The following is a 21,126-nucleotide window of genomic DNA, read 5'->3' on the forward strand; positions in this document are numbered from 1 at the left end:
AGCCGGATTTTTCCGGACCAAAGCCATATTTTTCCCACCTTGTTTTATTCTTTCGATCTAGCAATCCGCCTAAATCTTACATTCGGAAGATCTTGCCGTTAATGGATGTGATTGGATTTTTCGTAATTCTTCTTCTTATTTTTGCAAATGGATTTTTCGTGTCCGCGGAATTTGCCCTTGTCTCGATCCGACCTTCTCGTTTGGAAGAATTGATTAGAGACGGAAGACCGATGGCAGTTTTAACCAAAAAAGCGGCCAGTATGTTAAACGATATGCTCTCCGTCTGCCAGGTGGGGATCACGATCGCGAGTTTACTTTTAGGTTGGGTGGGAGAAGGTTATCTGTCCAGTTGGATAGAACCTATTTTTCATTATGCAGGTTATCCCGACTCGGATTTGACGATTCATGGTGTAGCGGTCGCGATCTCGTTTGCATTGATCACATTTTTGCATATTCTATTGGGCGAACTTCTTCCCAAAACTGTTGCAATCCAAAAGACAGAGACCATGGCTTTGGTGACAAGCGCACCTATATTCTTCTTTTATTATTTATTTTTTCCTATTACGTTTTTCTTAAATGGAATGACTACTTTTCTATTAAGGATGATCGGGTTTAAGGAAGATTCTCATCGGATCATCCATTCTCCTGAGGAATTGATGATCCTCATCCAGGAACAGAATAAACAGGGAAATATTGACCAAGAAGAATTCCAGATCATCCAAAATACTTTCCAGTTCTCCGAACATTTGGCGAAAGATGTGATGACTCATCGACTCAGTATTGTGGGAATCCCTGCGGACAGCCAAATGGACGGGGTCCTTTCTATTATTGCTGAACATCATTTTTCCAGGTATCCTGTGTACGAAGGAACTACCGATAATATAGTAGGTATCGTTCACGTTCAGGCTTTTCTTGCATGGCTTTCCGAATCCAAACGGAACAAGAAGGCAAAAGTCACTACAATCATGCAACCTCCTATCGTGGTTCCGGAAGGAATGTCAATAGAAAAGGTCCTTCAGAAGTTGCGCCTTGCAAAACAGCATATGGCTATTGTTATCGACGAATACGGAGGAGTTTCGGGACTACTTACTATGGAGGACATAGTAGAAGAAGTTTTCGGAGAGATCCGGGATGAGACCGACGATCATGAAATCGATGCCGTTCCGTCACATTCTCCTGATGCATTCGATATAGATGGAGAAACCGAACTAGACGAATTAAAAGAGATCCTAACCGGGATCGAAGAAGAAGAGTTGAACGATATTCGAACTATTGCCGGCTTTATTTTAGATAAAGTAGAAGATATGCCTAAAGAAGGAACTGAAGTTGTGATCCCGGAAGGTAAACTAACCGTAGAAAAAATGGATGGGAATAAGATCATGACCGTTCGTTTTACTCGACTTTCGGCTCCTTCTTCCTTTGCGATTTAAGTTGTAAATCTAGTTGATCGGTTTTGGATCTGTAAGTATGGACAAAAAGGATATTCTGATCGCAGTCAGCGGAAGTATCGCGGCTTTTAGAGCTTGCGAACTAGTACGTAATCTTACCAAAGAAGGTTATCCTGTTTCCGTGATCATGACGGAGAACGCCACCAAGTTTATAGGTCCGATCACATTCGAGGCTCTTACCGGTAAAAAGGTGCAGGTGGACGAGTACGAGCAAGGAATGGCCCATATCGATGCAAGGAATCGTGCGGCCGTGATTGCAGTTGTACCTGCTACGGCAAATATTATTGCTAAAATGGCTAATGGAATTGCGGACGATCTTGTAACTTCTACCTATCTTGCTGCGAAATGTCCAGTATTGGTCGCTCCTGCAATGAATCCGAATATGTTCACTCATCCAGCCACACAAAGAAATCTTGCGCGTCTGAAAGAGGACGGAGTAATCATATTAGATCCACAAGAAGGCGTTGTGGTTTGCGGTGACGAGGGTTACGGTAAACTGGCCGATGTTCCGGTGATGCAAAAAAAGATCCTGGAATTGTATCTAAAAACTTCTCAATAAGACGTTCTTCCTTTGAATAAATATTCAAAAATTATAATAAGTTCGGGACCCACCAGAGAGTGGATAGATCCCGTACGTTTTATTTCAAACGCTTCTTCCGGAAAAATGGGTTATTGTTTGGCCCAAGAAGCGGCTCATTTAGTTCAAGATATCGTCTATATTCGAGGATTAACAGAACCGAAATATTCCGAACCTAAGGGTGCGAGAGTTATCAAGGTGGAAACAACTTTAGAAATGAGAGACGCAGTCCTAAAGGAAGTGGGTTCTTCTTGTATTCTTATCATGGCTGCTGCTCCCGCTGATTTTCGTCCCAAAAATGCAAACGAGTCCAAGATCAAAAAAGAAGAAGGTAACGACACCTTAGTTCTGGAGCTGATCAAAAACCCGGACATACTTGTTTCGGTTCAGGAAAAGATCCAGGCGCATAATCTAAAAGACGTGCTTCGTATCGGTTTCTCCGCAGAGACCGACCTATTGGACCAAAATGCACTCGGTAAACTTAGGAAGAAAAATCTGGATTATATCGTAGGAAATTACGTGGGAAAAGACTCCAAGGGTTTTGGAGATCTGGATACCAGCGTGATCATTTATGGAAAAGAAGGTTCCAAAAAGGAGATCGGTCCCGCTTCTAAGGAGACCATAGCAAAAGGTATTTTAGAATATTTGGATATTCTTTCTAAACAGGAAAGTATTAGATAAGAGCCTGTCCCAAATGGTCCAATCTCCTGATGCCCGGGACTTGGTATTGACCGAGGCTCTATATTTTGGTGCGGATTATAAGATTATTTAAAGACTGCTTTGGCTTCGTCTAAAGTATGATAGATCGACACTTTTTTAGGTAATTCCATTAATCGGATCACATTCTCTAAGAAATGATTCAATCCTCCGATTACGATTTTTCCGTTATGCTGGTCTACGGTCTTGATAAGCGTTAAGAGAGTTGCAACCCCGACACTATTGATATATTCCAAAGAAGAAAGATCCAATATGATCTCGTAGATCCCTTCATCGAAAACGAAATTGATCTTTCTGGAAATCTCGAAAGCGTTCGTATTCGTCACTTTTCCGTTCATTATGACGATTAGAACTTCTTTGTCTCCGACGGAGTCTTTTTTAGTTTCTATGTACAGGCCTTCGAATTCCGTTTTTGCCATTTTATCCCGATCCGCGTTAAAAGATCATTATTCCGTCTTTGATGGTGGCTGTCAATTCCGTCCATCCGGAGACTTCATCCGGTTTGGAATCCGTTTTTGCGGATCCGCGGAAAAGTATCCTAAGTCGTCCCTTCTTTTCGATTTCACCTTCTAAATCCAGATAGATCCTTCTGTGATCTTTCTTTCTTTGAAAAGTTATTGTCGACCCACTCTCAAACAAATCCCGATTGGAAGCGACTGTTCCGAAGGTGATTAGACGAGAATTTCCGTCAATATCCAAAAATAAATCCAAATGTGGTTCCCCGAATCCTTCATGTAAGGATAATGTGCAGGGAAATTCGCTCATAATTTTACAATTTGTCTTCCAATCGGATCGCAACCGAAGGTTCTAAAACCACTTCGGAAGCGTCTATCCTTCCTAAAGATGCGGAAATGGAAGCTTCCACACAAGGATGTGTGACCACGACTACTTCCGCAGGTTCCGTTTCCGATTCGTTTTGGCGGACAGAAGAAATAGATACTCCGTTTGTTCCCAAATCTTTTGCGATTTCCGCCAAAACCCCAGGTTGGTCCAGAGTATTAAATCTCAGGTAATATCTGGCTTCGGTTTGGTTCGCTTCTGATATGGATGCTTTTGGAAATCTGTTCTTTTCCATCGGAAGATTTTTGCCCCGTCTTGAGCCATAATAGATCAGATCCGAAACCACGGAGGAGGCTGTAGGCAAAGCGCCTGCTCCCTTTCCTACGATCAGACCTGGACCGGCAAATGCGGTTTTGTAATACACCGCATTTGTCTCATTCATCACACTTGCGAATGCGTGATGTTTTGGGATCATTACAGGTTGGACTCTCGCTTCTATCTTACCGTCCAATTTTCTAACAAGGCCAAGTAACTTGATTCTATAACCCAGATCCGAAGCGAATGCGATATCCAGTCGTGTAATCTTTGTTATACCTTCCACCACTATGTTTTGTAGAGGGATCTTCTCTCCGAATGCCAAGGAGCCTATAATACTGATCTTATGGGCTGTATCTATTCCTTCTACGTCGAAACTTGGATCCGCTTCCGCAAATCCCTTCTCCTGAGCGAGTTTTAGAGCTTCTTTATAATCTAAACCTTCTGTTTCCATTTTAGAAAGGATGAAGTTAGTTGTTCCGTTTAAGATCCCATAAAGCCCAAGGAACTTATCACCTGCCAAACAATTCCGTATGGCTCGGATGATCGGAATAGAACCTCCGACGGAAGCTTCGAATCCGATTTCGGTCTGGTTCTCTTCTGCCGTTCTATAAATAATCTCTCCTTTTTCGGAAAGAAGCGCTTTGTTCGCTGTGATTACTGTCTGTTTGGATTGTAGGGCGGTTAATACGATTTCTTCGGAGATTGTTGTACCTCCAACAAGTTCGATAATGATATCGATTTCGGGGTTTCCCACTACTTGTTTGTAATCATCCGTTACAGTTACTTTGGAAAATAATTTCGAAATGGGGGCGATTTTGGAGGGAGTTCTGGTACAAATCGTATGTACGTTTAGCGAGATACCGTATTCTTTTTCGAATCTTGCCGATTCTTCCGAAAGAATTTTAAGAACTCCTGTGCCGACCGTCCCTGCGCCAATTAATCCGATTCGAATCGTCTGCATTCTGGGACAATCCTTTCGGTCATACTGGAAACATTCGACCTTTTTTAAGTATGACTAGGGGCTTTCCTTTCGGCTTGGCGGTTTTTTCTTTACTAAATGAGCTAGTCTTGGTAGAGATTCTTTTACGGACGATTTTCCAATTCGTCCAGGGCCGTTTTGAATAAATAGGTCCAAATCCATCGACTGAAAGGATAACCCACTTTATGGCGAACCGTCGTAAGCCTCCCCGCAAAACTTCCGGGAATAAAAAACAAGAATCTTCCCACAAACACCCAGGCGGAGGAAACCGCGGTCATCAGCAGAAAAAAAAGCCGGAACATGGTCGTCCAAATCGCCACCAGCAGCATACTGTAGCGACTAAAATTTCGGAAACAATGAAAGAACTTCCTATGAAGGCACCTCAATCCGCGGGAAGTTCAGGGACTCTTGTAAAAGTTATCGGATTTCTCGCGGTAGCATTGATCGTGTTTTTCGGTTATTTTATCGTTCAGGAATATTTGGATAAGACCCCTGTTTATGGAAAACACGGTTGGGACGAAGAAGTCGGATCACCGGTAGCCTGGGAAGATGCGGTTCGTTATTGTTCTTCCAGAAAAAAGAGACTTCCGGACAAGGAAGAGCTTAAGACATTCTCCAAAAGAGCGGACAAAAAGATCAAAACCATAGGATTATTTTGGTCTACAAGTGCAGCCGGAGACAAGGGTGACTATATGACGGTAAACTTGAGCAGCGGGGATTTTTCTCCAAGTCCAAGCACAAACAAATTCGCAGTAATTTGTGTGAAATGATGCTTTAAATACATCATGTTTGTTTTAACTTTTTCCAGCGTCAGTTATCTTACCGGATTTCTTCTTTCCGGGCTCTGCGCTTTTTTTCTTTTGAGCAGAAGGGAAAAGTATGAAACAACCCTGCACCTAGGTTGGGTATTCTTATATTCCGCGTTACTCGAGCTTTCCTTTTTACTCGGGACTTCTTTTTTTCATCCTCTCTCTTTTTTGCATCGATGGGTTTCTTTACCTTCCGCATTTTTAATTTGTGCCCATCTTTGTTTGTATTTTTTCCTCCTGAACTCACAGGCTTCCGAAAAGACAGGAAGGATCTTATTGGGGGCAGGATATTTTCTTGCCTTAAGTATTTTGGTCCTTCATATAATAGGGACAATATTCTCCAAACCTGTTTATGATTTCGGCGGAGGGGTCTACGACGTAATCCATAGACCGAACGAAAGAGTGATCTTTTGGTTCGGTATTTTTTATGTTTCTCTAATTTTACTTTTTGGGGCATGGAGAGGATTTCAGGCTCATAGATCGGATGTTCAATTGATGGCGCTTTCTTTTTGGGTGCCATTTTTGCTTCTTCTTGGGACTACGATACTTTTTCATTTAAAAGAGATTGCGTATCCTTTAGACAGGGCCATCGGACTTTCTTTTTGGAACCCTATCTTTTTGACCGCATTATTCTTAGCTTGGCTGATCCATTTAAGGGCATCTGGAGAAGCTTTTAGTCTCCGATCTCCTATTTTACTCGGGATAATATTATTATTAGTATTCGTGTTCCAAGGAAGTAGTTGGCTTTTTTTACAACCCGGTTTGGAGTCCTTTAACGAAACGGTAAAAGAAAGATTAAAGGCTCAAGATCTATCCCCCGATTCTTATTTACTTTCCGTGCAAGACAATGACGGATTTGTGCTGACCGCTTCCGGAGGATTGGAGACTTCGCTTTTTGCAGAATCCAAAAGAGATCTGATCCTTTCCTTTATCTGGAACAATCCTTCCTCCTTAAACAAAGAATTCCCTTCTTATGCAAAGGTTGCGGAGTCTTTGAAGGGTTCAGATAAATATTCTGAAAATTTAATAGGATTTTCCAAATATTTAGAGAAGTTCCGTAAGAAGATCAGAAATCTTCCTCCGAAAGATATTCGGGACCGGATCTTGGAACAAATCTCGCCCGATGGAAAAGAGGAGAAGTTGGCCTTATTCTTAAAGATACTTTCCGGTTCCGTGAGAAACTCTTCCGCAGAAGGAGAGGCATTACGGAGTTTTGTTTTGGATCAAATGAGAGAATTGGTCCCGGAAGGGGAGCCTCGTTTTAGGAGGATCCAAGGAATTACGATGGGAGAATATTACTATTCCGTAATCCAGAAATCTCCCGGTAAAACACAAATAAAAGAGATCGGTATTCCTTATCAGGAATTTCTGGCGTTCGAGACAGGATTATTGAAAAAACCGGTTCTCGCGTTTTTAATTTGCCTTCTTCTTTTTGCCATAGCGATCAATTCGTTTTTCTCCTTCTTCGTAATCCAACCTTTGGACAGACTATATTCGGCCTTAGAACTTGCGACCGAAGGGGACCTGCAAAGGGAATTGCATCCGGAAGCTTGGGATGAGATCGGAAGTTTAGCGGATCAATTTAATAGAATGATCCAGTCTATTCGAACGGAAGAAAGTCCGGAATATTCTTCTTTTAGCCAAAATGAACCGGTATCTAGACCGAGTGGAGTAATTTCTTCTTGGAAAGAAATTTCAGATCGGATCAAAAAGACCAGTTCGGTTTCCGAATTGAGAAAATTCCTCTCCGATCTGCAAGGAAGCCACGAGTCACATCCGGTTCGTTCCAAATTAATTTTGAAACTCGGTTTGAAGATCAAGGATTATCAAACTGCTTATCTGGCCGCCCAGGAATTGAGAGAGATGGGGATAGTGAAAGATCCTGAGATGCTTTTTATCCTGTCTTATTGTGCAAAAAAAACGGGAGATATCCAAGAAGCTATCCGTTTGTCTGAAGAACTTAGATCCATTTCCCAAAGTCATACACAAAATAATCTGCATCTCGCAGATATGTATTATCATACAAATCGTTTGGACGAGGCTCGTGATCTTGCCATCCAAATTCGTAAAGAGCAAGGACCTTCCGCAGCTGTTACGAAACTTTTGAATGCGATAGAAAAAAAAGGCGCTTAAGATATACTGGGCGAATGGCTTCTCAAATCCGAAAAATTTCGGGAAAATTCCAAAATTCCAAAGGATCCTTTATTGGAACGGTGGAACTGGATCTGAAAACCGGCCTTATACTTTCCGTTCAAAAAGGCAAAATATTACAATCTTCTAATTTGGAAGAGCTAACATTTGATCCGGACAAGTTTGTGATCTTTTCAGGCTTCGGCGATATCCATGTACACGCAAGAGAAGACGAGTCCGGGAAGCATAAATATAAGGAAGATTTTTTATCCGCTGGAAATGCAGCGATCAACGGAGGTGTGATCCATATCGCGGACATGCCCAATAACCCAATCCCTCCTACCGACGATATAACTTATGCTAAAAAAAGAGAACTCGCGGACCATTCTCCTGTTCGGATCACTTTATACGCGGGTATAGGTCCTCATACAAAACCTCTTAAAGTTCATGTTCCATACAAAGCATTCATGGGCCCTTCTATCGGAGAATTATTCTTTTATTCCAATGAGCAGTTGGAAGAAACTATACGCCATTATAAAGGATGTAATGTCAGTTTTCATTGTGAAGATCCTGAAATTTTAGAAAAGAACCAGAACGAAACCTATCATGAGGACAGAAGGCCGGCTATTGCGGAGACTTTAGCTACGGACTTCGCACTTTATTTGATCGAAAAATACGATCTGATCGGAAAGTTATGCCATTATTCCACGGAAGAAGGTTTAAAGAAGATCATCGATGCTAAGAATAGGGGAGTTAAAGTAAAATGTGAAGTAACTCCTACTCATCTCTATTTCGATAGAACCATGCTTACGGACGAGAACCGCCATTGGTTCCAAATGAATCCACCTCTCCGAGGACCGGAAGACAAAGAGGCATTACTCCGAGGAGTCAAAGATGGTTGGATCGATTTTTTAGCTACGGATCACGCTCCGCATTCTATCGAAGAAAAACTAAAAGGTACATCCGGTATTTCTCAGCTGGATACTTATTCTTTATTCGTGACTTGGCTGCATAAGACCGCAGGAATTTCTTTGGAAAAAATTTCCGAAATTTGTGCGGAGAATCCCGGCGATTTTGTGGCGGAGTTTTTACCGAAAGAATACGGAAAAGGGTTCGGAAAGATCGAGGAAGGTTATTGCGGAAGTTTTACGGTTCTAGATTTTGAGACTCCGACTACATTCAAAAAAGAAGATATAAAGAGTAAGAGCGGATGGTCTCCTTTTGAAGGTGTTACTTTTCCTGGAAGTATAGCTTCAGTCATTCACCTCGGAAAAAAGGTAAGGTAGGAGAATCGGAAAATTTTTGTTCTAATTCGAGCAGGAATTTTTTCCTCCAGAGTCCACCTCCATATCCTGTTAGATCTCCGCTTTTTCCCACGATCCTGTGGCAGGGGATCAAGATCGCGATCCGATTTTCTCCATTCGCTTTTGCAACCGCGCGGACTGCGTTTTTGTCTCCGATCCGGATTGCCTGAGCCTCATAAGAATTTGTCTTTCCATACACGACCGAATGTAGCGCTTCCCAAGCCTTCCTTTGAAAATCAGTGCCTAAGATTACAAGAGGGACATCGAACTCTTTTCTTTTACCTTCGAAATATTCCCGAAGCTGCCTTTCTAAAAGAGGAAAGAACTTACTTTCTCCCGGTTGTATATCCTCGCCGAAAACTTTTTTGAGCCGACTGAGTTGGAGTTCCAGCCTCTCTTTTTCGGTGAATTCCAAAAGGCAGATACCTTCTTCCACCGCACCGGCGAGAAGTATCCCTATAGGAGATTGTATTTCTTTACTGAGGATCATTTCTTTGTCTAAGTATAAAAGAATTTTTGAATTTAACACAACCCGAAAATTGCTGTAAAATATCTTACTAAGGATCTTGAGATTGAATCGAAAGCCGACCTAGGACCAAATAATGGACCGAACCGTTTTTGCCTAGTCTCTCGTTAGCCTCGTCTAAGTAATGGAAAACAATACATGGATACTCGACAAATAGATAAAATGGGTTTTGTCATATGATCCGATTAAGTGTTTTAGATCAGTCTCCTATTCGCAAAGGTGGGACCGCATTCCAAGCGGTCCAAGAGACGATCGAACTTGCAAAACTTACGGATAGACTTGGTTATCACAGATATTGGGTTTCAGAACATCATAATATTCTTGGATTAGCCGGATCTTCTCCCGAGGTTTTGATATCTCATCTTGCAGGAGAAACAAAAGGAATACGTATGGGTTCCGGCGGGATCATGCTTCCCAATCATAGTTCTCTCAAAGTGGCCGAAAATTTCAGGATGCTTGAGACGCTCTTTCCGGGAAGAATAGATCTGGGACTCGGCAGGGCGCCGGGTGGAGATCGGCTAACGGCTGCTATATTGAATCCTTCCAACAGTTTTGTCCAAAATGATTTTATCCAACAACTGATGGATTTACGGGATTTTTTGACGGACAATGCGGAACCTGATTCTATCCAGGAGAAGGTAAAAGCGATCCCGGTTGCGGAAACCTGTCCTGAACTTTGGATCTTAACTTCCAGTGGAGAAAGCGCTTTGATTGCAGCTCATTTCGGGATGGCTCTTTCTTTCGCTCAGTTTATCAATCCTACCGGAGGATATGCGAGTATCCGGGCTTATAAGGAAAGATTCCAACCTTCAGAATCATTAAAAACTCCTCAAGCAAGCGTGGGACTTTTTGTGTTATGCGCGGACACAAAGGAGAAGGCGGACGAACTACAGGCGGTAATGGACAGACAACTTTTAAATATTGAAAAAGGGATTAGCGAAGGTATTCTTTCTTACGAAGAAATTAAACCTTACGTTTATTCTGATTTGGAAAGGGTCAGGCTATTGCATAATCGCGGAAGAATGATTGCAGGCACACCCGATACGGTCAAAAAAAGGATTATAGATCTAACTGGGGAATATGGGATAGATGAAGTAGTGGTCTCTACGATCACATACGATTTTAAAGATAGAGTTCGCTCTTACGAACTATTGGCGGAAGCTTTTGAATTAGAAAAAAGATTATAAAAGCGTAAACTAGGGAAGTGAGAACTGGACTAGGTCCTGCAAACTAAGCGGGACCTAGTCTTTTTTATGATTAGGCTTCCGGGTTTTCCAGGATAAGAGCGATCCCTTGTCCACCGCCGATACAAAGAGAAGCGACTCCGTATTTTGCCTTTCTTCTTCTGAGTTCGTAAGCCAAAGTGATGGTCACCCTCGCACCGCTTGCTCCCAGCGGATGTCCAATCGCGACTGCTCCACCGTTTACATTGGTGATCTCAGGATTTAAGCCCAATTCTTTTTGGACGGCAAGATACTGAGCAGCAAACGCTTCGTTTACTTCTACAAGGCTCATGTCGGAAAGTTTTAAGCCGGCTTTTTTAAGAGCGATCGGAATTGCTAACGCAGGTCCGATCCCCATTTTTGCAGGATCGCATCCTGCGTGTCCGTATCCTCTGATAATCGCCAAAGGTTTTTTGCCGATCTTTTTAGCATAAGAAGCGGAGGTAACGATAGTCGCTGCCGCTCCGTCGTTCAGACCGGATGCGTTTCCTGCAGTTACCGTTCCACCGTCTCTAAATGCAGGTTTAAGTGCGGATAGTTTTTCGATAGAAGCGGCGCCTTTGATAAATTCATCTTTTTCTAATGTTACCGGTTTTTTTCCGCCTACAGTTACGGGCAGGATCTCTTCTTTTAGTCTACCTTCTACCGTTGCTTTTTCCGCTCTGGTTTGGGAGATCCCGGCCCATTCGTCTTGTTCTGCCCTGCTGATCTTGTATTGGTCAGCAAGATTTTCCGCAGTAGCGCCCATAATGAGTCCTACGTATTGGTCGGTGAGTCCTTGCTCTAACGTGTCTTCGAATTCTGCGGAGCCGTATCTCACTCCCCATCTTGCGTTACGCACAACATAAGGTGCATTGCTCATGGATTCGGATCCGCCTGCAAGGACTGCTTCCGATTCTCCCAAGTAGATCTTTTTAGCTGCTTGGATGATTGCTTCCATTCCGGAACCGCAAAGTCTGTTTAAGGTCAAAGCTGGAACTGTGATCGGTAATCCGGTTTTGAGTCCGATATGTCTAGCAAGATAGATGGCTTCTTTTCCAGTGGGAACCACGTTCCCGAAAATAGACTCACCTATATCGGAAGGATTGACTCCTGTTCTTTCCAACAAAGATTTAGAGACTAATACTCCCAAATCAACTGCACTTACGTCTTTTAATGTTCCGCCGAAATTTCCGAAAGGGGTGCGGATTCCGTCCAACAAAACTGCTTCTTCCATTTTTCCAGTCCTAAAAATATTAATATTACGCAGTTATTAACTGCAGATCAATACGGTGTACTACCATTCCAATTTACATCGTTTCCGAGTCATACTATTTTAATTCGAATTCGGGGCAATCAATGGAGAATGGCACTTCTTTTCCTTCTTTGTTAATATAGAAGGAGGAATGTTTGAGCCTATAAACTCCAGGAGCATCATTCTTATCGGTCTCCCAAACCAATCGGATCTTATCATCAAACAAAGATAGAAATGATTTTTTAAAATAGAATTTAGTAGCCCAGTCGGAATCAGTATAAACAGTGATCCATTTATCTCCCTCTTTCTTCTCCACATCGAAATAGGATCTTTGTTTCGGATAAGAGATATTCGGATTTACGGAGCTCACTTCGCAGGAAACGGATTCTCCGATCTTTACGAAATTTTCATTCGGGGTTTTTATTTTTGGTTCAAAAGAAGAGATCCTCTCTCTGTGAGGGACATCCGTACCTATAACGGTTTTACTTAGATCTTTAGGAAAGGGTCCTTGGGCGCTAACCTTGTTCTGTAGAAGATCGTTTGCAAGTCTATCGTATTCTTGTCTGAAAAGATCCAAACTAAACGGACCATGAAGAGTATGACCGCCTTCGTATTGTTGTGTGGAATATTCTTCCTTAGTAGTAATATATCCCGCGAAATCGTTGGTCAATCCTGAGAGTGCGATCTCTTTGATCTTAGGCCCTAACACTTTTCTGACTGTTTCTTTCATTCTTCTGCTGGACATCGTAGTGACTTCGTTAGGTGAAATGATCAAGGCAAAATCACCGATGGTTGCAAGCCCCAAAGGTAAGATTTGAGAAAGAGAAGGATCCGGTTTTGTTTCTCCCATAGGGAATAGGATCGCCTTAGGTTTTTGGCATACTCTCAATTCATCGCTTGGAGCTTGCAATAATCTTGCGGCCAACCAATCAATATAGAATTTTCTATCTTCGTCCTTCATTCCTTCATGGAAAAGCCAGTGACCTCCACCTTCTTCCGTGGAACCTGCCGCCAAAGCATAACCATATGCGGACAAACAAGTTCTTTCGTCTTTTCCGGTTTCCGAAAATTCCTTACGAACGATCGAGTTAGGCATATCTATAAAAGATTGTGTATAGTTAAGACCGGAAGGTAAGGCTCTGAGATTATTATCATTCAAGATCTTGGAACTCGAAAGATATTGTCTTTCTCCTATGATCTTGGTGCTCTCGAACATATCCTTTCCCGGGCCTGTATTATTTAGATTCAGGTTGGGAGTCACATCTCCTTCGTTTGCCTGAGCATAGATCGCGATAAAATCTTTTTGTCCTCTTTTTGCGGCTTCGGATTCCGAAAGATAAGAAGCATATCCCTTATTATCGGTCGATACCAAATGATTATCGAAGGTCATACTTGTAGTATGTACACCGTACCAATTCACGATCCCGATCACACCTCTTCTGGTATTTATAGAAAGTTGGATCATTGTTTTATCCGTATCGGAATCGTATTTGTCTCTTTCTTCCTTAGGATTTGCTTGGTATGCCGTTAAGGAACGATTGACTCCGGCTCCTTCTACAATTGCGCTTCCGACCAACAATTGTGCGGCTTCTTTCTTGGAATAAGCCTCTTTGATCGCCTGAAAGATCCCGTTTACGATCACTGAATAATATTCGGGAAAAAACTTAGTAGTATATATGGAATTTTGAATATAATGGAAGAATCCTGCCGGAGCGCTATGGGTATGGGAAGCGTTCAAAAGAACATTTGCTAAATTAAAATTAGGATCTACTTCTTTTTTTAATCTGGCTACAACATCTCTCTGCACTTCATGAGGAACTCCGCCTAATTCCGCTGTCACATAGGCTAATACTTTTTCGGATTTAGGATCTTTGACGACCAAAGCTCTTGCAAATTGCCGGAGATGTATACCTTCTCCTTTTTGTCCTTCTTGCGCATAACCCCAGAACATGATCCCGATAGGAGGTCCTGTGATATCTACCTTGGACATTCCGGCCTCGAAATTAAATTCTTTGATCTGAGGTTTGGCGGTTCCGGAAAAAGTAGGACCGGAAAAGAGAAAAAAGAAGAATGGAAGAATAATCGTTAAACGGAACTTCTTCATGGAAGTACTCCTGGCGGATTTTTATAATGGGTATTTCATTAAATTTGAATATTCAGCTTATTCCACATTTTCTGCAACAGGGAAGGTCAGATGGAACGGAGAAGCTGCTATTCCTGTTTTTATTCCTCCACCTTTGATAAAGTCCGGAAAGATCGTTTCGTCCGACCAAACGGATTCTATCCTTGCGAATTTTCCTTTGCCTGTACCAATAAACGCAGTGCTTAGTTTGGAACCATCTTCCGCTTTTTGTAATAGAACATAAGGAAGGATCGATGTGCTTACCGGAAAATGAAAACCTAATGTGCGGATCTTAATTTTGAAAAAAGATTTTCCGTTTCTTGCAACTTCGATCTTAGTTACTGAGCCTTCTTTTTTCCATACGAAGTCTGCTCTTTCTTTTGGGATTGCCCAGTTGCGAATTCCTTCGTCTACAGAAGTTTGGCTAGATACAAAAATGCGGGTGATCCTTTTGTAATTTGTGCCCTTGTGTTCGAAATTTCCGGGAATGTATAAAAGTTCATAATAAGGCCCTACATCGGATCTTTCATAGTTCACTAACATCAAAGAACCGAGTCCTCCTTTGAAGGACTTACGATCTTCTTCATCCAAGAATGCCATTTCAAAATTGTAGGACTTCCTACCGAATAGCGGGAACAGGAATCCTTCTCCTGTTAATGACCAGGGGGCCGGAAAATGTCTCTTAGGGGACTGGGATTTGCTCTTACCATTTGTGGCTTTTTTGGGAGATTGCTGTGTGGTTTTTGAGGCTTTAGCCTTTGATTTAACCTTGGAAGAGGCGGTTGCTTTCATTCTGGGGGTCCGTTTCTATCTTTTTTCTATCCTATCCTAGGAAAATCCCCAAATTTGAAAAGGAAACTCTTGAACATCCTGCCTATTTTTGGGATAACTGGACAATGGGGACGATATTCGAGCCGTTCTCGGCTTTCGAATGTCCCGAAGGCAAAAAATATGACTGCAGTAGCTGCTCCGCGTCCTAGAAGGCGCACTAGAAATAGTTTAAATAAAGAATCCATCGTCCAGGCGGCTTTGGATATATTGAACGAAGAAGGAATTGATGGGCTGTCCATGAGAAGGATCGCCGAAAAGTTGGATTGTAGTGTAGCAAGCCCTTACTCGCACTTTAAAAGCCAGCAAGATATCATCAAAATTATCATTTCCCAAGGAGAAGCTCAGTTAACCGAAACTCTGAGAGCTTCCAGACTGAACGGAAAAAATTCCTATGAAAAATTGACCCTAATTGCAAGAGCTTATTACGATTTTTCCGGGAATAACCAAGAATTACATAAGGTAATGTTCAACACCGTTCACGGGCATATGCACAGAAAGGCTTTTCCGAAACTTCCAACCAGTTATCGGGTATTTTTGGAAACTATCCGAGCGGGCGTTAGGTCGGGAGAATTCAAGATTAAAGAAGAAGATTATCCCTCTCTCGCACGAACGATGTATTCTTGGATGTATGGGATCATTGTTTTGGACATGACCGGAATGTTGAAAAAAAGAGGGATCGGCGATCCACTGGACGAAGGCTTTTTATTTTTCCGGAAAATTCTTTTAGATAAAGAATGAGAAAGAAACTTCTCATAACCTTAGCGGTAATTGTACTCATCGTACTTACCGCTTTGCCGCTTGTCTGTTCCCGGGAAAAAATCGAATTAAACGAATCGGTACGCTCCGGAGTCTCCGGTCAATTTGCGGAACTCCCTTTGGGTTGGACCCATTTCGAATTGTCCGGACCGGAAAAGGGTGATCTTGTAGTTTTAGTACACGGATTTTCCACTCCTTATTTTATCTGGGATCCGGTCCAAAAATCGCTGACGGATGCGGGTTATAGAGTTTTACGTTTCGATCTATATGGCAGAGGTTATTCCGATCGGCCGGATACGGTTTATAATTTCGACCTGTTTACTGCTCAGATAAATGATCTATTGAATTTTCTGCATATAACCGAGTCTTTCGATATAATGGGATTATCTATGGGCGGTCCTATCGTCGCTCATTATGTTTCTAAATATCCGGAGCGAACTAAAAAAATAGTCTTAATAGATCCGTTTACTTCGAAAACGAATACGTTTCCTTTAAATGTTCCTTTAATTGGAGAATATTTGAACTCCGTTGTTTATATTCCTTCTTTGACCAAAGGAATCTCCGCCGATTTTGTGGATCCTTCCAAAGTCCCAAGCGATTGGGTGGAAAAATACGAGACCCAATTGAGTTTTAAAGGTTTTGGAAGAGCCATCCTTTCTACGATCCGAAATATTATTTCTCTCGAGCCTAAACCTGAATTCGAAAAATTGGCGTTAACCAAAAAACAAGTATTGGTTTTTTGGGGTGACCAAGATCGCACAACTCCGTTAGAAAAAGGAGAGTATGTAAAGGATTTATTGAAGGCGGAATTCGTTTTGGTAAAGGATGCCGGGCATCTACCTCATATAGAAAAGCCGGAAGTGGTCCTTCCGGCTATTTCTAACTTTTTATCCAAGTAGATAATAAATTTTCAATATTTAGCCAAAGAGGGATCCACCTCGTCGGAATACAAAAGGATCCCACCTTCTAAGTTAAATACTTTGGAAAAACCTGTGGATTTTAAAAATCCGCAAGCATTCGCAGATCTTGCTCCGGAACGACAATATACTATAATTTCTTTTCCGGAAGATTTCCAAGAGTCCAATTCTCCGATCCTTGCAGGCAATTCGGAGACAGGGATCAAAAGATCCGTTCCTTCGATTGTGCAGATTTCCTGCTCGTTGGGGTTTCGCACATCCAGGAGGTAAAAATCGTCGTTTCCTGATTTTCTGGTATCTAATCTATTTTTTAATTCTTTCGGATTCATTCAGTCTCCTATATGATCAATTATACTACGGAAGTAAGTTCTTCCATTTCGATTTGCAGTTTTTCCCAGGTTTCGGTCAACTTAGAGATCTCTTTTTTAGTTTCGTTATAAGTGTCTAATTCCATTTGGTAACTGCGTTTTTTATAAAACTCGGGATCTGCGAGAAGTTCTTCCGAATTAGATTTATTCTTTTCTAATAGAGCGATCTTGGCTTCGATTTGTTCTATTTCTTTTTGGATTTTTTTAACCCGATTTTTATCGGCGTTCCTTTGGGACCTACTCTTGTTTTCGGCACTTGTGTTTTCGGTCGGGGCTTTGACGGTAAATCCCCCTTCCGCTTCCAATTCCTCCGGAGGGAATTTCAGATAATCCGAAAAGCTGGTATTCAGATCTTTTACTTTTCCGTTCGAAACGGAAACCGTTCTGGTACATAGATCCTTTAAAAAATCGGGATCGTGAGAAATAACTAAAACCGCGCCGGGATATTCCTGGAGTGCACGTTTTAAGTTATCTCTGACTACCAAGTCTAAGTGGTTAGTTGGCTCGTCCAAAAATAAAGTATTGGAGGGGAATCTAACCAATAGAGCCAATCTCAATCTGCTCTGTTCTCCTCCGGATAGAAGTCCCACCTTTTTAAAAACCCTATCGTCGCTGAAGGAAAAATAACCCAATAGTTTTCTTGCTTCCACATCCGGAAGATCCGGGTAAACGGAAAGAATCGTTTCTAAAAGATTTTTTTCCGGATCCAGATGTTCATGATGGTTCTGTGAGAAATAACCGATCTTTGTTTTGGGCCCGAAAGTGACCGAACCTTCGGTTAATTTATGAATTCCTAATATGTTTCTTAAAAATGTGGATTTACCTGCACCGTTCGGACCGATGATCGCTATCTTATCCCCGTTGGAAACATGGAGTTCCGCGTTTGAGAATATATTATTCCCTGTTTTTTCGTAAGCAAAGGAGGCGTTCTCAATCCTGAAGGAAAGATTTCCGCAAGGGGTATAATTGAATCTGTATTCGGTTTTGGAGTTCCAGAAAGAATCTTCTGGTTCTTCCACCCTCTCCCTTTTTTCCAATTTTTTGATCACACTTTGGACTTGTTTCGCTTTTGTAGCCTTTGAGCGAAAACGTTCAATCCACTCGGTCCTTTTTTTTAAATAAGCTTCTTCTTTTTTGAACTGAAGTCTTAACTTATCCAAAAGTTCGTTTTTATGTTCGAAGTAATCTTCCAAGGTGCCTTTAAATTCCAGAACACCTGACGGATTTAATTCTGCGATCGTATCGGTGGTCGAATTCAGGAATTCAGGATCGTGGGTAACGAGAACGAAAGAACGATTCGTAGCCACTAAATATTCCGCAAGCCACGCCTTTGAAGCGTGATCCAAGTGGTTGGTAGGTTCGTCCAAAAGAAGAAGATTCCCCGGGTTCAAAATAGCGATCGCGAGCCCAAGCCTGTGTTGATAACCTGGAGAAAATTCTTTGACCTTCTTCTCCATTTGATCATTCGAAAAACCTAATCCGCCGATGATTTTTTTGGCCTGGGCCTCCAGCTCATGAACACCGTAAGTAAACGCGTATTCCTCTAACTGGCTCTGCTCTTCTAATAATGATCCGAACTCGGGAGAATCATGATCCGTGCGGTCCATTCTTGCATGAATGTCCTCGGCACGTTTAATATATTCGTTATAATGTTTATGTTTGGAAAGTGCAGTATCGATCACTCTTGCGTCGAAATTAAAATCAGGGATCTGTTGGAATAAGGAGATCTCGGTATGTTTGGAACGACTGACTATCCCTTCTTCGGGATTCAGTTCTCCTACGGCCATTTTGAATAGAGTGGATTTGCCGGAACCGTTAGGTCCTACTAGGGCAATTTTGGAGCCGGGCTTGATATGCCAGGAGAAGTTTTCGAAAAGTGTGGAGCTACCGAACCGGTGCTTGATATCGATGAATTGTAGCATGGTTCCAAGGAATATTGAGGTCCCTCCGCACGAGTCCGCGGAGGGTTTTGCGGGATTTGAAAGTAGTGCTTACTTCTTATTAGCGAGTTCTTCTTTTCTCGCTTTAAGATGTTGTACGTACTTGCTCGTTTCCCCGTTCATCTTCTCGACTGCGTTCTTTAAAGCTTGGTCAAGCTCCCCAGCGCTCATCTTGTTGATCTTTTTGTTCTTCTTTTCGGCTGTCTCTTCAGACATAGGTACCTTCCGATGCGTTCGTATTGCCAAAATTTACGGAAATACCCCTTTCGACAACCTATTTTGGTCCTGACCCAGACTTCCTGACTTAAGGAAGATAAATTAGAATGGAAATATGTCCGGATTGGAGTTCAATAGGATGCAGATTCGGCATGTTATATAATTTATTTCAAACGAAAGAGGGTTTAGGACCCTTATTTCTTCGTCTTGGCTTTGCGATTTGTATTTTTCCGCATGGATCCCAGAAAGCACTGGGTTGGTTCGAAGGCTCCGGGTTTTCTGCCGCGATGGACTATTTTACGGAGACCCTAGGTGTTCCGTATTTCTTGGGAATTCTGGTTATTGTTTTTGAATTCGTAGGTACTATCGGTTTAGCCTTTGGATTTTTAACCAGGTTCTGGGCCTTAGGACTGGCAATTACTTTGATCGTTGCAGGTTTCACTCATAAAGATTACGGCTTTTTTATGAACTGGTTCGGGGACAAAGGGGGAGAAGGTTTCGAATACCATATTTTGGCGGTCTCTGCAGCTCTTTCGCTTTTGTTTCGAGGAGCAGGATCTTTCTCTTTGGATAAAAAATTAGGAGAATGGTCCGTTTAAGAACCTTTCCCTGCGAACTCCGGTCTTTTATACGGGTTTCCGGAGAGGCACCTATATGCAGTATGCAGGCATAAAAAAACCCGGAAAAATAATTCCGGGTTTTTAACTTAAGAAGTTCTATTAATTTTTCTTAATAGATGATCTTTTCGACAGAGTTCTCATCCAGGATATAAGATCCTTTCAGGGTCTGAACGATCAGCTTTCCTTTTTTCTGAGAAACCACAACACCTCTTATTTCACGGCCGTCTTTCATTATGATATGTTCTATACTCTTATCATAAAGTTCTTCCAGCTCTTGTTCGGTCTTAGCGGTTTTTAAGTTTTGAGTGCTTGCTAAAACTTCTTTGTCTAAGCCGTTCAAGTTTTTGCGCATGTCGCCGTATTCAGGACCTTCATTTTTAGCGCGTTTTTGATCTTCGACCAAAATCACTTTTTCATCCGTGACTATGATCAATCCGCCGGTAATTAAAGCTCTTTCCGTCTTGTCGTGGATCAATGGGGTCACTTCGACTGCACCTTCGACTACGAATACCGAAGATTCTTTATCGGAAGCGTTCACTTCGAAAGAAGTTCCCCGAACAGCGGCAACCACAGTAGGTGTATCTACGAAGTAGTTTGCGTTTTTCTTTTCTTTCTCGACTAGGTTCAGGATCTTACCTGACATTAGGGAGATCCTAATTTGAGAAGAGTCCGTTTGTCTTAAACTTTTGAGAATTAACTCGGAGTTTTCTTTTAAACGGATCACACTAGAATCAGTCAGACCGATATCGATCGATCCACCTTTACCTGTTACGATCTTATCGCCTTCGCTAAGTATATCGCCTAAATGTAATGTTACGGGAGCTTCTTTTACATTTTTTGCGTCACCTTTAACGAATACGACTGCCGCTTTAAGCAGTGTGCCTTCCGCAACCGGTGCAGCTTCTTTTTTGAAAATCGTAAAATAAGTTCCGGCTCCGATCCCTACGAATAAGATTGCTGCCGCAGCTAAGAACCATACTTTATTTTTGGAGCCGCCCAGTTGAACTACATTGTCCTTAGTAGGAGATTGCATGATATTTGCCTCCACAGAGAAGCGAGGAGACATGCCGATCCATTTTGGATCGAAGTCCGGTGCCTTAGAATCCGGTAGAGTCTTTTTGAGGAGCTCTGCGAATGTTTGGAATTCAGGGTTCATTCTTTCCATCCTCTTTACCGTATCCTTTAGTTCCGGGCCAGTTCACATTGTCCTGCCCGCTCAGTTGGATCAACAAACTGAAGGTTGGTACCTTGCTCATTTTTTTGAGCTCGGATGGCTTTTTTGACGAAATGAATTGATTGTTCGAAATACAT

The 21,126-nt window shown here is 42.1% G+C and carries 21 protein-coding genes; 10 read left to right on the top strand and 11 right to left on the bottom strand.

From position 1 onward, the window contains the following. The first annotated feature begins 101 nt into the window (after positions 1-101). The 3 genes from AB3N61_RS01580 to AB3N61_RS01590 are packed head-to-tail and all read left to right on the top strand — an operon-like array spanning position 102 to position 2,706. The gene (locus tag AB3N61_RS01580) at positions 102-1,430 is read left to right on the top strand and encodes a hemolysin family protein (RefSeq protein ID WP_020769848.1); all 1,329 of its coding nucleotides are present in this window, start codon (positions 102-104) and stop codon (positions 1,428-1,430) included. Between the two features lie 37 nt (positions 1,431-1,467). Further along, positions 1,468-2,007: a phosphopantothenoylcysteine decarboxylase gene (locus tag AB3N61_RS01585; protein ID WP_020769834.1), complete on the top strand. Its 540-nt coding sequence runs from the start codon at positions 1,468-1,470 to the stop codon at positions 2,005-2,007. 12 nt (positions 2,008-2,019) lie between these two features. Further along, entirely contained in the window at positions 2,020-2,706 is a 687-nt protein-coding gene (locus AB3N61_RS01590; protein ID WP_020769518.1) for a phosphopantothenoylcysteine decarboxylase, read from the top strand. Between the two features lie 83 nt (positions 2,707-2,789). Here AB3N61_RS01590 and AB3N61_RS01595 read toward each other — a convergent pair whose 3' ends face one another. The 3 genes from AB3N61_RS01595 to AB3N61_RS01605 are packed head-to-tail and all read right to left on the bottom strand — an operon-like array spanning position 2,790 to position 4,801. Next, entirely contained in the window at positions 2,790-3,161 is a 372-nt protein-coding gene (locus AB3N61_RS01595) for an STAS domain-containing protein (RefSeq protein ID WP_367898314.1), read from the bottom strand. A gap of 16 nt (positions 3,162-3,177) precedes the next feature. After that, positions 3,178-3,507 carry a hypothetical protein gene (locus tag AB3N61_RS01600; RefSeq protein ID WP_036089511.1) on the bottom strand — a complete coding sequence of 110 codons (330 nt, stop codon included), beginning with the start codon at positions 3,505-3,507 and terminating at the stop codon, positions 3,178-3,180. A 4-nt stretch (positions 3,508-3,511) separates the two neighbouring features. Further along, positions 3,512-4,801 (bottom strand): homoserine dehydrogenase, encoded by a 1,290-nt coding sequence (locus AB3N61_RS01605; RefSeq protein WP_257588045.1) that lies wholly within the window; start codon positions 4,799-4,801, stop codon positions 3,512-3,514. A gap of 203 nt (positions 4,802-5,004) precedes the next feature. Between AB3N61_RS01605 and AB3N61_RS01610 the strand changes: the two genes are divergently transcribed. Genes AB3N61_RS01610 through AB3N61_RS01620 form a run of 3 tightly spaced genes read left to right on the top strand, consistent with a single transcriptional unit; the run spans position 5,005 to position 9,044 of the window. Further along, the gene (locus tag AB3N61_RS01610; protein ID WP_020769607.1) at positions 5,005-5,589 is read left to right on the top strand and encodes an LIC_10572 family protein; all 585 of its coding nucleotides are present in this window, start codon (positions 5,005-5,007) and stop codon (positions 5,587-5,589) included. 15 nt (positions 5,590-5,604) lie between these two features. Further along, the gene (locus AB3N61_RS01615; RefSeq protein WP_367898315.1) at positions 5,605-7,761 is read left to right on the top strand and encodes a HAMP domain-containing protein; all 2,157 of its coding nucleotides are present in this window, start codon (positions 5,605-5,607) and stop codon (positions 7,759-7,761) included. A 14-nt stretch (positions 7,762-7,775) separates the two neighbouring features. Beyond that, complete coding sequence (locus tag AB3N61_RS01620) at positions 7,776-9,044, top strand: amidohydrolase family protein (RefSeq protein WP_367898316.1); 1,269 nt, start codon at positions 7,776-7,778, stop codon at positions 9,042-9,044. On the opposite strand, the gene AB3N61_RS01625 is transcribed toward AB3N61_RS01620, so the two are convergent. Continuing rightward, positions 9,016-9,552, bottom strand: a complete 537-nt coding sequence (locus tag AB3N61_RS01625; protein ID WP_367898317.1) for a methylated-DNA--[protein]-cysteine S-methyltransferase — start codon at positions 9,550-9,552, stop codon at positions 9,016-9,018. The two genes, AB3N61_RS01620 and AB3N61_RS01625, sit on opposite strands and share 29 nt — an antisense overlap. 212 nt (positions 9,553-9,764) lie before the next feature. Here AB3N61_RS01625 and AB3N61_RS01630 point away from each other — a divergent pair, with 212 nt between their 5' ends. Beyond that, on the top strand, positions 9,765-10,775 hold the full coding sequence (locus tag AB3N61_RS01630) for an LLM class flavin-dependent oxidoreductase (RefSeq protein ID WP_257588041.1): 1,011 nt from the start codon (positions 9,765-9,767) through the stop codon (positions 10,773-10,775). A 70-nt stretch (positions 10,776-10,845) separates the two neighbouring features. On the opposite strand, the gene AB3N61_RS01635 is transcribed toward AB3N61_RS01630, so the two are convergent. The 3 genes from AB3N61_RS01635 to AB3N61_RS01645 all read right to left on the bottom strand — a co-directional run bounded on the left by AB3N61_RS01635 (position 10,846) and on the right by AB3N61_RS01645 (position 14,959). Next, positions 10,846-12,027 (bottom strand): acetyl-CoA C-acetyltransferase, encoded by a 1,182-nt coding sequence (locus tag AB3N61_RS01635; RefSeq protein WP_020769521.1) that lies wholly within the window; start codon positions 12,025-12,027, stop codon positions 10,846-10,848. Positions 12,028-12,121: 94 nt separating this feature from the next. Then, positions 12,122-14,149, bottom strand: coding sequence for a neutral/alkaline non-lysosomal ceramidase N-terminal domain-containing protein (locus AB3N61_RS01640; protein WP_367898318.1), 2,028 nt, complete (start codon positions 14,147-14,149; stop codon positions 12,122-12,124). A gap of 57 nt (positions 14,150-14,206) precedes the next feature. Further along, positions 14,207-14,959, bottom strand: coding sequence for a hypothetical protein (locus AB3N61_RS01645; RefSeq protein ID WP_020769696.1), 753 nt, complete (start codon positions 14,957-14,959; stop codon positions 14,207-14,209). Positions 14,960-15,118: 159 nt separating this feature from the next. On the opposite strand from AB3N61_RS01645, the gene AB3N61_RS01650 reads away from it, so the two are divergent. Together AB3N61_RS01650 and AB3N61_RS01655 are read left to right on the top strand one after the other, a co-directional pair. After that, positions 15,119-15,736, top strand: a complete 618-nt coding sequence (locus tag AB3N61_RS01650) for a TetR/AcrR family transcriptional regulator (protein ID WP_020769708.1) — start codon at positions 15,119-15,121, stop codon at positions 15,734-15,736. Next, a complete protein-coding gene (locus AB3N61_RS01655; protein ID WP_367898319.1) occupies positions 15,733-16,653 on the top strand; it encodes an alpha/beta fold hydrolase in 921 nt (306 codons plus the stop codon). Before AB3N61_RS01650 ends, AB3N61_RS01655 begins: the two co-directional genes overlap by 4 nt. An 11-nt stretch (positions 16,654-16,664) precedes the next feature. Here AB3N61_RS01655 and AB3N61_RS01660 read toward each other — a convergent pair whose 3' ends face one another. The 3 genes from AB3N61_RS01660 to AB3N61_RS01670 form a co-directional block, all read right to left on the bottom strand. Beyond that, complete coding sequence (locus tag AB3N61_RS01660; protein ID WP_020769673.1) at positions 16,665-17,000, bottom strand: rhodanese-like domain-containing protein; 336 nt, start codon at positions 16,998-17,000, stop codon at positions 16,665-16,667. A gap of 20 nt (positions 17,001-17,020) precedes the next feature. Next, positions 17,021-18,961 (bottom strand): ABC-F family ATP-binding cassette domain-containing protein, encoded by a 1,941-nt coding sequence (locus tag AB3N61_RS01665; RefSeq protein WP_367898320.1) that lies wholly within the window; start codon positions 18,959-18,961, stop codon positions 17,021-17,023. A gap of 69 nt (positions 18,962-19,030) precedes the next feature. Then, the gene (locus AB3N61_RS01670) at positions 19,031-19,195 is read right to left on the bottom strand and encodes a hypothetical protein (RefSeq protein WP_020769532.1); all 165 of its coding nucleotides are present in this window, start codon (positions 19,193-19,195) and stop codon (positions 19,031-19,033) included. Between the two features lie 152 nt (positions 19,196-19,347). On the opposite strand from AB3N61_RS01670, the gene AB3N61_RS01675 reads away from it, so the two are divergent. Next, a complete protein-coding gene (locus tag AB3N61_RS01675) occupies positions 19,348-19,794 on the top strand; it encodes a DoxX family protein (protein ID WP_367898321.1) in 447 nt (148 codons plus the stop codon). Positions 19,795-19,924: 130 nt separating this feature from the next. Here AB3N61_RS01675 and AB3N61_RS01680 read toward each other — a convergent pair whose 3' ends face one another. Continuing rightward, a complete protein-coding gene (locus AB3N61_RS01680; RefSeq protein ID WP_020769661.1) occupies positions 19,925-20,980 on the bottom strand; it encodes a FecR domain-containing protein in 1,056 nt (351 codons plus the stop codon). Positions 20,981-21,126: the final 146 nt, after the last annotated feature.

The sequence above is a fragment of the Leptospira sp. WS58.C1 genome, from assembly GCF_040833995.1.
Classification (GTDB): domain Bacteria; phylum Spirochaetota; class Leptospiria; order Leptospirales; family Leptospiraceae; genus Leptospira_B; species Leptospira_B cinconiae.